The sequence below is a fragment of the Streptomyces sp. NPDC001728 genome, assembly GCF_040297565.1.
Lineage (GTDB): Bacteria > Actinomycetota > Actinomycetes > Streptomycetales > Streptomycetaceae > Streptomyces.
Window position 1 is genome coordinate 364,279 of record NZ_JBEOZK010000002.1, and the last position, 11,938, is coordinate 376,216.

Here is an 11,938-nt window from a genome sequence, read left to right on the forward strand (position 1 = left end):
GCACCTCCCGTCGCGTCAGCCCAGCACCGCCAGCGCGTCGATCTCGATCAGGAGGCCGGCCGGGAGGCCGACGTAGACCGTGGTGCGGGCCGAGGCCGGGGCCTTGAGGGACTGGTTCTCGAAGTACTCGTTGTAGATCGCGTTCATCTCGGCGAAGTGGTCCACGTCCGTGAGGTAGACGCGCATCATCATCACGTCGTCCCAGCTCGCGCCGCCCTCCTCCAGGATCGCCTTGACGTTGGCGAAGGTCTGGAGGGTCTGCTCGCGCAGCGTCGGGCCCGCGACCGTCGGCGCCTGCCCCTCGGCTGCGGGCAGGAAGCCGACCTGGCCGGCCACCTGGAGGATGTCGCCCTTCCGCACGCCGTGCGAGAACTTCGCCGGGGGCGCGGTGTGCGTGGCGGGGGTGAGCGCGGTCTTCTCGGTCATTCCGTGTCCTTGGCCTTGGTCGGGGCGGTGCCGGAGTACTCCCGGCTGATGTCGTCCGCGGTGCGGCGCACCTGCGGGAGGAGGGTGAGGAGTTCCTCGGCCGTGACGACCACATTGGGCGCCGAGACCGACATCGCGGCGACGACGCGCCCGTCGGCGCCGCGGACGGGGGCGCCCACGCAGTTGATGGACTCCTCGTGGCCGCCGAGGTCGGTGGCCCAGCCCTGTTCGCGTACGGTCGCCAGCTCCTTGAGGAAGGCGGCGGCGTTCGGTGTCGAACGGGGTGTGTACGGGGGGTAGTCGAGCTTCGCCGCGACGGCGCGGCGCTCGGGCTCCGGCAGGTCGGCGAGGAGCAGTTTGGCCACGGCCGCGACCGTGATCGCGACGGGCTTGCCGATGCGCGAGTACATGCGGACCGGGTAGCGGCTCTCCACCTTGTCGATGTAGAGCACCTCGCCCTCCTCGTACACGGCGAGGTGCACGGTGTGCCCGATCCGCTCGTTGAGGGCCGTCAGGTACGGGTGCGCGATCTCGCGGATGTCGAGGTTCTCGACGGCCTCCTGCGCCAGGGCGAAGAGGCGGGCGCCGAGGCGGTAGCGCTGGTCCTGCTGCCGGTGGACGAGACCGTGCTCGTGGAGGGTGCGCAGCAGCCGCAGCGCCGTGGACTTGTGGACGCCGAGCCGCTCGGCGACCTGCCCCAGGTCCGCGGGGCCCTGCGCGAGCAGCGGCAGGATGCTGAGCGCCCGGTCGACGGTCTGGCTCATGGCGTACGTACCTCCTGGTCGTCCCCGGTCCAGCCGGGGCCGAGGTGAAGTGTGCCCCAGGCGGCGTCGTCGAGCGCGGCCAGCCGGTCGGCGCGCTCTCGGCGGGGCGGCGGCGCGAGGTCGCCGGGGGCGGTGAGGGCGGCGGCGGCCATGAGGTGCCCGTGCCGGAGCCGGGCGGTCATGCCGAGACCGCGGAGGGTGGCGGAGAGGAACCCTGCGGCGAAGGCGTCGCCGGCACCGACGGGGGAGACGATGGTGACCTGGGGGGCGGGGGTGGGGGTGACGATGTCGGGGCAGGGGCCGTCGGGGGCGGGGGCGCTGGGCGTGGGGCCGCTGCGCGGGGCTGTTCCCCGCCCCGCCCCTTCCCGAACCGGGGCTCCGCCCCGGACCCCGCGCCGACGCCGGCCGGGCTGAACTTCAGCCCGCCCGGCGTTTGAGGGCACGGCCGCAGGCCGTCCGGGGGCCTGGGCGCTTGCCCCCGGTTCGGAAAGCGGGGGTCCCGCCACGCCGCCAGGCGTAGGGGGAGGCGTGGGGAAAGGAGCCGCGCCGCGCTCGAACGCCACCGCCCCCTCCCCGCCCCGCTTCACGACCAGCACCGCCGGCTCCCCCAGCACCCCCCGTATCGCGGCCGGATCCCCCGCCCCCCACAACCTCTCCGCCTCGTCCGCCCCCACGAACACCACGTCCGCCCGCCGGGCGAGTTCGAGCAGCACCTCGGCCGCGCTCCCGTCCCGCCACAGCGCCGGCCGGTGGTTGACGTCGAACGAGACCAGCGGTCGGCCCGGCCGCGGCGCGGTCAGCTCCCGCATCAGCGCCAGGCAGTCGGCGGACAGCGCGGCCGTGATGCCGGTGAGGTGGAGGATCCGCGCGCCCCCGACGGAGTCGTGCGGCACCGTCGTCGGCGACATCGCCGAGGCCGCCGACCCGGCCCGGTAGTAGACGACCTCGTGCGCGTCGGTCGCCCGGTCCTCGTCGGTGCGGAAGTAGACACCGGTCGGCCGGTGCGGATCGCGACCGACGGCGCCGACGTCGACCCCGTACCCCGCGATCGTCTCCACGAGGTGGTCGCCGAAGCCGTCGCGCCCGACGCGGCCGACCCAGCGGACCCGGTGCCCGGCGGCGGCCAGCGCGCAGGCGACATTGGACTCGGCGCCGCCGATCGCGCGGGTGAAGGAGGGGACGTCGGCGAGGCGGCCCGGCCGGGTGGGAAGGAAGGTGACCATGGACTCGCCGAGGCAGACGACGTCCGGGGCCGCCGCGTCCGCGGGCGCGTCTCCGCTCACTCTCGGGCTCCCTGCGGGTCGTACGGCTCCGTCGACCGGATCCATTGACCCGGCCTCGGCCCGGATGTTAGACAACCGTGAGCACAATGCGCAATGAGCGTTGCACATATCGCAACGCCCACGATGAGGAGGCCTCATGCCCGACCCGGTGCAGAACACGCCCGACCCGGCGAACGAGCGGGTCGACCACCGCTTCAAGGCGCTGCCCCCGGACGCCGAGGGCCTCACCGTCGGCGAGCTGGCCGCCCAGCGCCGCAACCTCTTCACCGGCGGTTTCACCACCCCCGTCCTCGCGCTCTCCGCCGAGTCCGTCGAGCACAACCTGCGCCTCCTGGAGACGTACGCCGAGCGCCACGGCCTCGCCTTCGCCCCGCACGGCAAGACGTCCATGGCCCCGCAGCTCTTCGACCGCCAGCTCGCGCACGGCGCCTGGGGCATCACCGCCGCCGTCCCCCACCAGGCCCGTGTCTACCGGGCGCACGGCATCGCCCGGATCTTCCTCGCCAACGAGGTCGTCGACCCGGTCGCCCTGCGCTGGATCGCCGCCGAGCTGGACGCCGACCCCGCCTTCCGGCTGATCTGTTACGTCGACTCCGTCCGCGGCGTCGAGCTGATGGACGAGGCCCTGCGCGCGGCGGGAGCGTCCCGCCCGGTGGACGTGGTCGTCGAGCTGGCCGCCGGTTCGGCCGGGCGCACGGGCGTACGGACGGAGGCGGAGTGCGCGGCCGTCGCCGACGCGGTCGCGGCCACCACCGCCCTGCGGCTGGTCGGCGTCGCCGGGTACGAGGGCACGATGCCCGGCGCCGACGCCGGCTCGGTGCGAGACTGGCTGCACCGGCTCGTCGGGCTCGCGGCCGACTTCGACAAGGCCGGCCGCTTCGACCCCGCCATCGGCGAGATCGTGGTGAGCGCGGGCGGCAGCGAGTGGTTCGACACGGTCGCCGAGGTCTTCGCGGAGATCCCCGGGCTCTCCCTCCCCGTCCTGAAGCTGCTGCGCTCCGGCGCGTACGTCTCGCACGACGACGGCCAGTACCGCGCCCGCACCCCCTTCAACCGGGTCCCGGAGGAGGGCGCCCTGGAGCCGGCGTTCCGGCTGTGGTCGCAGGTGGTCTCCCGCCCGACCCCGGCACAGGCCTTCACCAACGCGGGCAAGCGGGACGCCGCACATGACCTGCACCTTCCCGAGGCGCACGTGGTCCGTGACGCGCGCACGGGTGAGATCCGCGCCGCGGAGGGCATCACCGTGACGGGCCTCTCCGACCAGCACGCCTGGCTCGGCACCGAGGCGGGCGCGGACCTGGAGGTCGGCGACTGGGTGGGGATGGGCCTGTCGCACCCCTGCACGATCTTCGACAAGTGGCAGCTGATCCCGCTGGTCGAGGCGGACGGCACGGTGGTCGACTACGTCCGCACCTTCTTCTAGGACGTCCGGAGGGAACCCCCATGGATCTCGTCTTCCGTGACGCGGAGGTCGTCGACGGCACCGGCGCCCCCTCCTACCGCGCCGACGTGGCGATCGAGGGCGGCCGGATCGCCGCGATCGTGAAGGAGGGCGCGGCGGCGGGCTGTCTGCGCCCCACGGCCCGGCGGATCGTGGACGCCGAGGGCCTCGCCCTCTCCCCCGGTTTCATCGACATGCACGCCCACAGCGACCTCGCGCTGCTCCGGGACCCGGACCACAGCGCGAAGGCCGCGCAGGGCGTGACCCTCGAAGTCCTCGGCCAGGACGGGCTGTCGTACGCGCCGGTCGACGACCGCACGCTCGCCCAGGTGCGCAGGGCGATCACCGGCTGGAACGGGTACGGCGACGACATCGACTTCGACTGGCGGACGGTGGGGGAGTACCTCGACCGTCTGGACCGCGCCCACGGCGGCCGGGGCATCGCCGTCAACGCCGCGTACCTCGTCCCCCAGGGGACGGTCCGGATGTACGCGGTCGGCTGGGAGGACCGGCCCGCGACGGGACACGAACTGGACCGGATGCGGCGGCTCGTCGCGGAGGGCCTCGAACAGGGCGCCTTCGGCATGTCCTCCGGGCTGACGTACACCCCGGGGATGTACGCGAAGGACGCCGAGCTGACGGAACTCTGCCGGGTGGTGGCGGAGTACGGCGGCTACTACTGCCCCCACCACCGCTCGTACGGCGCGGGGGCCCTTGAGGCGTACGGGGAGATGATCGCGCTCACCCGGGAGGCGGGCTGCGCCCTCCACCTCGCCCACGCCACCATGAACTTCGGCGTGAACGAGGGCCGGGCCCCCGAACTCCTCGCCCTCCTCGACGAGGCCCTCGGCGCGGGCGCGGACATCAGCCTGGACACCTACCCGTACACCCCCGGCTGTACGACCCTGGTCGCGCTGCTGCCCGGCTGGGCGAGCGAGGGCGGGCCGGAGGCGGTGCTCGCGCGGCTCCGGGACGAGGGGACGGCCGAGCGGATCCGCCACCACCTGGAGGTCCTCGGCTCGGACGGCTGCCACGGGGTGCCGGTGGACTGGGACACGATCGAGGTCTCGGGGGTGTCCGCGCCGGGGCTCGCGGAGTACGTGGGCCGCCGGGTGGACGGCTGGGCCACAGCCCGGCGCCTGCTGCTCGAAGACCGGCTCGGCACGACGATCCTCCAGCACGTGGGGCACGAGGAGAACGTCCGGGCGATCATGCGGCACCGGGTGCACACGGGCGGCTCGGACGGCATCCTCCAGGGCACGAAGCCGCACCCGCGCGCGTACGGGACGTTTCCCCGCTTCCTGGGCCGGTACGTGCGCGAGCTGGGCGTGCTGTCCCTTGAGGAGTGCGTGGCCCGGCTGACGGGCCGCCCGGCGGCCCGGCTGCGCCTGTCCGACCGGGGCAGGATCCGTGAGGGGTACGTGGCGGACCTGGTCCTCTTCGACCCGGAGACGGTGGCGGCGGGATCGACGTACGCGTCGCCCCGGACGCTGCCGACGGGCATCCCGCACGTGCTGGTCGACGGCCGCTTCGTGATCGAGGACGGCAGACGCACGGACGCGCTGCCGGGGAGGTCGCTGCGCTCGAACCGGAGGGGCGGCGCTTAGGGCCTGTCGTCAGACTCCCGTCGTCGCCCGAAGGGCGGCCCCGCGGCGTCTGGCGCGTGCTCTCGGCGTGCCGGGCGGAAGTCCTCGTACTGGACCGTACTCGGGCTTTCGCCCGGTGCGGCGAGAGCGCGTGCCAGGCGTCGTGGGGCAGGCGGGAGTCTGACGACAGGCCCTGGGGCCCGCGAGCCCGGCATGATCCGAGCCCTAGTGGTCGCCCTTCGGGGGTCGGCGTGACGGTGGGCTCTGTGGTCCGGGGTGCCCGGGCGGGCCGTCCGCCGAAGGGCCGCGATCACCATCGTTCCAGCGGGGTAGGCCCAGCTCGCCCGCACGCAGCCCGGCCTGGAAGCGGGAGCCGGCCTCCAGTGTGGCCATCAGCTCGGCCACACGCCGCCGGTAGGTGCGCAGTGAGATGCCGAGCCGTCTGGCCGCCGATTCGTCGGTGAGGCCCGAGCCGAGCGCTTCGAGGATCATGCGGCCGTCGGCATCGAGGTGCGGGACATCGCAGCTGAGATAGGTTTCGAGATCGACGGCGGCGTCCCAGGTGGCCCGGAACAGCGAGCGAACGCCGTCGACCAGGATCTGCGACGTCGTCACGGTGTACTCGCGGCCGGTGGGGGTCTCCAGGCCCGCGAGGATCATCACCCGCCGGTCGATGAGGATGGTCTCGTGCGGCAGCGGCGAACGGCTGATCCGGACGAGCGCGCCCCTGCTCCGCACCAGCCGCAGGTGCGCGCGGGCCTCCTCGTCGACGAGCGCCGTCGGGCTGAGCAGCTTGCGAGGGGTGAAGCCCGCGGGGTCCGCCGCGCGCACCCGATTCCGGACCGCGGCCCTGGCCTCCGGTTGCGACCAGGTCTTGAGATCCCTGGCGGCGCACAGGAACTCGGTCCGCGCGGACGCGAGGAGATGACCCGCGCGCGCGATCAACTCCGCGTCTCCTCGCACGGAGAACACCTCTTCGTTCCGCATTCCGTCAGTCTGGCAGCAAGCTGTCACGGGCTCGCCGGGCGTCGTGCCGGCGGACACCATGAGCGTCATGACGATCAAGACCTTCTCCCTCGGCGGAGAGCTGACGGTCAATCGGCTCGGCTTCGGCGCGATGCGCCTGGCGATGGGCACCTTCGCCGGTCCGGCGCGAGATCCCGAGACGGGCGTCGCGGTGCTCCGCCTGGCCGTGGAGCTGGGCGTGAACCACATCGACACGGCCGGCTTCTACGGCAGGGACGCGGTGTGGGCCAACGAGCTGATCCGTACGGCGCTGACCCCCTACCGTGACGACCTGGTGATCGCGACGAAGGTGGGGCCGCTGCCCGGACCGAACGGTGTGCCCAGCGGGCAGGCGACGGCTGATCAGCTGCGCGGCCTGGTCGAGGCCGATCTGCGCCGTCTGGGTCTCGACCGGCTCGACCTGGTCCATCTGCGGGTCGGCGGGATGACCGGGCCGGGTGGCGAGTCGATCGCCGAGCGGTTCGAGGTCCTGGCCGGGCTCCGCGCGAAGGGGCTGATCCGGCACCTGGGCGTCAGTAACGTCGATGCCGCCCAGCTCGCCGAGGCCCGGGCGATCGCGCCCGTCGCGGCGGTGCAGAACCGGCACACCGGTGACATGGGGCTGCTGGCGGAGTGCGAGGAAGCGGGCATCGCGTACGTGCCGTACTTCCCGCTCGGCGGCGGAGTCGGCAGCGGCCCGCTCGACGCCGAACGGCTCGCCGAGGTCGCGGCACGCCTGGGCGCGACCACAGCGCAGGTCGCGATCGCCTCGCTGCTGGCGACCTCGCCGACGGTGCTGGCGATTCCGGGCACCGGTTCTCTCGCACACCTGGAGGAGAACCTCGCGGCGAACGACCTCCGTCTCAGTGACGAGGATCTGCACGACCTGCGGGGCTGACGGGCCGGCTCCGGACGTCAGCACGCCGGCCCCCTACCGGGCGCCCACCCGGTCCGAGGCCTCCACCGCGTCGGCCCCCGCCGCCTCCCCGGGCCCGCCCCAGGGGTTCCGCCGCATCCACACCACGCCCAGCACCAGCACCAGCCCCGCCAGCACGAAGCCGTACCAGGGTGTGTGTCCCGACGGTGCCGTCTCCCAGACGAGGGCCGCCGAGAGCACCGCCAGCAGCTGTCCGGCCCGGCTCCGCCACGCCGCCGCCGCGACCACGACCGTCCCCCACAGCAGGTACCAGGGCTGCACCATCGGCGAGAGCGCCACCAGCGCGACGAGTGCGAACCCGAGGCCGAGGACCGGGTCGAGCGCCCCCCGCCACGACCGCCACGCGAGCGCCAGGACGACCCCGAAGGCGACGAGCAGTCCGAGCTTCTGCACGACCCCCTTCACGGGGTCGGGGTCGTCCCCGAGGAGCACCCCGAGACCGAGCCCGAGGTCGCTGCTGAGGGACAGCGCCGTGTGGATCGTCGCGGCGACGCTCTGCGTCCGCAGCCAGCCGAACCCGGTCCCGGCCAGCACGGTCGCGCCCGCGGCCACCGCGCCCGCGACGAGTCCCGGCAGGACGAGGCCCTTGGCAAGACCCCGTACGCCCCCGTCCCGGCGCGCGATCATCACGCCGATGAAGAGCAGCGCCACCGCCGCCGGCGACTTGACCATCATCGCCAGGCCGACGAGGACGCACCCGAGGACCCAGCGCCCGCGCACCGCGAGCAGCACGCCCGCCAGCATGAGCCCGGCCATCAGACCGTCGTTGTGCATGCCGCCGACGACATGGACCAGCAGCAGCGGGTTGAGCGCGGCCAGCCACAGCGCCCCGTCACGGCCGCCGGGCCCGCCGCCGAGCCCCCGTACTGCCCAGACGATCAGCGCGAGCGCGCCCACCGCGAGGAGCCGCATCCCGAGCACGGCGGGAACGATCTCGCCGCCGGTCAGCTTGACCACCAGCTGGGCCAGGACGAGGAACGCGGGCCCGTACGGCGCGGGTGTGTCCGTCCAGTGGCCGCCGACGGACGCGGCGGCGTCGGCCCCCGGCCCGTCGGGGCCGAGGACGGAGGGCCCGCCGCCGTACACGTCGTGCCCTTCGAGGACCATGGCGCCCTGCGCGATGTAGCTGTAGACGTCGGCGCTGTGCAGCGGCGGGGCGAACAGCAGCGGCGCGGTCCAGCAGACGAGGGTGGTGAGCACCCCGTCGCGTACGCCCCGGGCGAGCAGGACGCCGTACCGCCACCAGGCGGCGACGAGCAGGGCCAGACCGAGGTACGCGAGGACGGCGCCCGCGGTGGTGAGCGCGGAGCCGCGCGGCTGCCACAGCCCCCCGCCGCCGCGCACCGGCAGCGTGCCGGCGGCCCAGCCGCCCGCGGCGACGCCGAACGACCCGGCCAGACCCAGCCACCGGCATCCGGAGGCACTGAGAACCCACATGGGGGCCCAACCTATCCCGGCCCGCCGACGCCTCCCGCCGCAGCGCTCCCGGGCCGCCGCCGCAGCCGCTTGCCCGGGCCTCCCGCCGCCGAGCCCCCTGCCCCCGCCGCGCGGTGCTACTTCGGGCCCTTGCCCGCGCCCCGCCCCCGCCCCGGCTTGCCCGAGCGGTCGCCCGTGCCCGTACCGGCCCCGGCGGTGGGGGCGTCCGAAGCCGTCGGTACGGCCTCCGGATCGATGTCCCCGGCCCCGGCCGCACCGGCCGTCGTCGGCGTCGGCCGACCGCCCGCCGTGGCGGAGGACCCCGGACCGCCCTTCCGTACGCCGTCCCCGTCCCGCCCGGCCCCCGTGGCCCGCGGCGAGGGGGCGCGCGAGGTGCCGGGGTCCCCGGCGGTGGGGTCGGCCTGGATCAGTGCGGGCGGACCGTTCCGCGCGCCGTCGCCGCCCGGGGTCCCGGACGTATCGCCCGCCCCCGTACCGCCGCCCGTGCCGAGCACCGCGGCGGTCAGCCCGAGCACCACGACACCCCCGGCGGCCACCAGCCACACCGGCCCCGGACCCCGGCGTGCGGGGGCGTGACGGCGGCGGCCCCGGCGGGGGGCGGCGGCTCCGGGGTCCGGATGGCTCATAGGCCCGGATTGTAGGGAGCACGACACGATCGCCGCGACACGGGTCACACCGGGAGAGCCGCCCCGCCCTCCCCGTCCCGCGCGGTGTCCCACGTGGCCCAAAACACGAGGCGGCCCGGCCCGCCCGGCCGTAAGCTCTCGGCATGCAGGTGATCCAGTCCACGAAGCTCGCCAACGTCTGTTACGAAATCCGGGGTCCGGTGCTCGAAGAGGCGATGCGGCTTGAGGCCGCGGGTCATCGCATCCTCAAGCTCAACACGGGCAACCCGGCCGCCTTCGGCTTCGAGTGCCCGCCCGCCATCCTCGAGGACGTCCTGCGGAACCTCTCCGAGGCGCACGGCTACGGCGACGCGAAGGGGCTGCTCGCGGCCCGCCGCGCGGTGATGAGCCACTACGAGACCAAGGGCATCCCGCTCTCCGTCGAGGACATCTACCTCGGCAACGGCGTCTCCGAGCTGATCCAGATGGCGATGCAGGCGCTGCTCGACGACGGTGACGAGGTCCTCGTCCCGGCCCCGGACTACCCGCTGTGGACGGCCTCGGTCTCCCTCGCGGGCGGTACGGCCGTGCACTACCGCTGCGACGAGCAGGCGGACTGGATGCCGGACCTCGCCGACATCGAGCGGAAGATCACCGACCGCACCAAGGCGATCGTGATCATCAACCCGAACAACCCGACGGGCGCCGTCTACGACGACGAGATGCTGCGCTCCCTGACGGAGATCGCCCGGCGTCACAACCTGGTGGTCTGCTCGGACGAGATCTACGACAAGATCCTGTACGACGGCGCCACGCACACCCCGACCGCGGCCGTCGCGCCCGACCTGCTCGTCCTCACGTTCAACGGGATGAGCAAGAACTACCGGGTGGCCGGTTTCCGCTCCGGCTGGCTCGCGGTCTGCGGCCCGAAGCACCACGCGACCTCGTACATCGAGGGCCTCACGATCCTCGCCAACATGCGCCTCTGCGCGAACATGCCGGCGCAGCACGCGGTGGCCGCCGCGCTCCAGGGTCGTCAGTCGATCGAGGACCTGGTGCTGCCGGGCGGGCGGCTCCTCGAGCAGCGGGACACGGCGTACGAGCTGCTGACCCAGATCCCGGGCGTGACGTGTGTGAAGCCGAAGGGCGCGCTGTACCTGTTCCCGCGGCTCGACCCGAACGTCTACAAGATCAAGGACGACCGGCAGATGGTCCTCGACCTGCTGCGGGCCGAGAAGATCATGGTGGTGCACGGGACGGGCTTCAACTGGCACGAGCCCGATCACTTCCGGATCGTCACGCTGCCGGCGGCGGCGGACCTCGCGGACGCGGTGACCCGGATCGGCCGCTTCCTGGACGGCTACAGCCAGCCCTGAGAACGCCACCGGACTCCGGGCCGGACTCCGGGCCGGACCCCGGGCCGGACTCCGCTCAACTTTAGACTGAATCTAAGCTAGGATGGCTCCCGAGCACTCAGGAGGCCGTCCCATGTACGAACCGATCCGCACCAAGTCGGTCCACCGGATGGCCGACGACACCCAGGCCGCTTATCCGCACCGCTCCCGCGAGGAGGAGCTGGACATCCAGCTCGCCGGACACCTCGCCGCACTGCTCGCCGTCACCGACGAGCTGGGCGACACGGAGGCCGGCGAGCTCATCGCCCGGCAGGTGGCACGGCTGCGCGGCGCACCGCCCGCGCGGCACGCGGGTCTGAGCGGCTCGTCCGCACCGGACCTGCACCGCAGGGCGCACGCCCTCGCGGGCCGCGCCCTGGTCGTCGCCGCCTCGCGGGCCGACACGACCGCCGCGATCCTCGCCGCCGGGCGCATGGACGCGCACACCGCGGCGCTGACCGGGGAGACCCTGGTCGGCGCCCCCTGACGGCCCCGGTCCGCGCGTCACGAACCGCGCGGACCGGGCGCCACCCACCTCCTGCGGCGTCACCCGCCCCTGAGGCACGTCCCACCCCTGAGGCGTCACCCATCCCTTGAGGTCCCCCGAGGCGCCACCCAGCCCCTCAGGGCATCGCGGTCGCCACCGGTTCGGTCGACGCGAACACGGCGTCGTAGACCAGGCACCGCACCGAGCTCCCCTCGTACGCCCGCGCGCCCACGACCGTCGCCCGCCCGGTCGCCCCGACCGCGAGGTCCCGGACGACCCCCACGCCCTGGCCGACGGCCTTCTCCCGCTCGCCCTGGAACTCCACCGTCACCCTGAACGTGCCCTCGCGGGCCGCCCGGCTGGTCACCGAAAGCTCCGCCACCGGCCGCCCGGCGGCCGGATCCAGGGCGCACCGCGCCACCGTCACGTCGTCGGACGGGAACCTCATGTTCTTGTGGTTCTCCCCCATCACGTAGATGAACGCGACGATGCCCCCGAGCGGCACCAGCACCACCAGCGAACCCACGACCACCAGCACGACGATCGCCCAGCGCGACATTCCGCCCCCTCCCC

Annotated in this window: 12 protein-coding genes; 5 read left to right on the forward strand and 7 right to left on the reverse strand. The window is 73.9% G+C overall.

Annotation, left to right across the window (positions count from 1 at the left end; all coding sequences use genetic code 11):
* Positions 1–15 precede the first annotated feature (15 nt).
* From ABT154_RS04550 to ABT154_RS04560, 3 genes are read right to left on the reverse strand one after another with little or no spacing between them, the layout of a single operon-like run.
* Positions 16–426 (reverse strand): RidA family protein, encoded by a 411-nt coding sequence (locus ABT154_RS04550; RefSeq protein ID WP_351852714.1) that lies wholly within the window; start codon positions 424–426, stop codon positions 16–18.
* Positions 423–1,190: an IclR family transcriptional regulator gene (locus tag ABT154_RS04555; protein ID WP_351852716.1), complete on the reverse strand. Its 768-nt coding sequence runs from the start codon at positions 1,188–1,190 to the stop codon at positions 423–425. The genes ABT154_RS04550 and ABT154_RS04555 overlap by 4 nt, the downstream gene beginning before the upstream one ends.
* Positions 1,187–2,473 (reverse strand): PfkB family carbohydrate kinase, encoded by a 1,287-nt coding sequence (locus ABT154_RS04560; RefSeq protein ID WP_351852719.1) that lies wholly within the window; start codon positions 2,471–2,473, stop codon positions 1,187–1,189. The genes ABT154_RS04555 and ABT154_RS04560 overlap by 4 nt, the downstream gene beginning before the upstream one ends.
* A gap of 136 nt (positions 2,474–2,609) precedes the next feature.
* On the opposite strand from ABT154_RS04560, the gene ABT154_RS04565 reads away from it, so the two are divergent.
* Both ABT154_RS04565 and ABT154_RS04570 read left to right on the forward strand, forming a co-directional pair.
* A complete protein-coding gene (locus tag ABT154_RS04565) occupies positions 2,610–3,896 on the forward strand; it encodes an alanine racemase (protein ID WP_351852721.1) in 1,287 nt (428 codons plus the stop codon).
* A gap of 20 nt (positions 3,897–3,916) precedes the next feature.
* Positions 3,917–5,521, forward strand: a complete 1,605-nt coding sequence (locus tag ABT154_RS04570) for an N-acyl-D-amino-acid deacylase family protein (RefSeq protein ID WP_351852723.1) — start codon at positions 3,917–3,919, stop codon at positions 5,519–5,521.
* A 204-nt stretch (positions 5,522–5,725) separates the two neighbouring features.
* On the opposite strand, the gene ABT154_RS04575 is transcribed toward ABT154_RS04570, so the two are convergent.
* Positions 5,726–6,487, reverse strand: a complete 762-nt coding sequence (locus ABT154_RS04575; protein ID WP_351853166.1) for a helix-turn-helix transcriptional regulator — start codon at positions 6,485–6,487, stop codon at positions 5,726–5,728.
* Positions 6,488–6,554: 67 nt separating this feature from the next.
* On the opposite strand from ABT154_RS04575, the gene ABT154_RS04580 reads away from it, so the two are divergent.
* Positions 6,555–7,403, forward strand: coding sequence for an oxidoreductase (locus tag ABT154_RS04580; protein WP_351852726.1), 849 nt, complete (start codon positions 6,555–6,557; stop codon positions 7,401–7,403).
* A gap of 33 nt (positions 7,404–7,436) precedes the next feature.
* Here the strand turns inward: ABT154_RS04580 and mptB are convergent, their stop codons facing one another.
* Positions 7,437–8,879, reverse strand: coding sequence for a polyprenol phosphomannose-dependent alpha 1,6 mannosyltransferase MptB (mptB, locus tag ABT154_RS04585; protein ID WP_351852728.1), 1,443 nt, complete (start codon positions 8,877–8,879; stop codon positions 7,437–7,439).
* 116 nt (positions 8,880–8,995) lie between these two features.
* Positions 8,996–9,505 (reverse strand): hypothetical protein, encoded by a 510-nt coding sequence (locus ABT154_RS04590; protein WP_351852731.1) that lies wholly within the window; start codon positions 9,503–9,505, stop codon positions 8,996–8,998.
* A gap of 143 nt (positions 9,506–9,648) precedes the next feature.
* On the opposite strand from ABT154_RS04590, the gene ABT154_RS04595 reads away from it, so the two are divergent.
* Together ABT154_RS04595 and ABT154_RS04600 are read left to right on the forward strand one after the other, a co-directional pair.
* Positions 9,649–10,860, forward strand: coding sequence for a pyridoxal phosphate-dependent aminotransferase (locus tag ABT154_RS04595; protein WP_351852734.1), 1,212 nt, complete (start codon positions 9,649–9,651; stop codon positions 10,858–10,860).
* A gap of 112 nt (positions 10,861–10,972) precedes the next feature.
* A complete protein-coding gene (locus ABT154_RS04600) occupies positions 10,973–11,365 on the forward strand; it encodes an SCO4983 family protein (protein WP_317875701.1) in 393 nt (130 codons plus the stop codon).
* 136 nt (positions 11,366–11,501) lie between these two features.
* Here ABT154_RS04600 and ABT154_RS04605 read toward each other — a convergent pair whose 3' ends face one another.
* The gene (locus tag ABT154_RS04605; protein WP_351852737.1) at positions 11,502–11,924 is read right to left on the reverse strand and encodes a hypothetical protein; all 423 of its coding nucleotides are present in this window, start codon (positions 11,922–11,924) and stop codon (positions 11,502–11,504) included.
* Between the last annotated feature and the right edge of the window lie 14 nt (positions 11,925–11,938).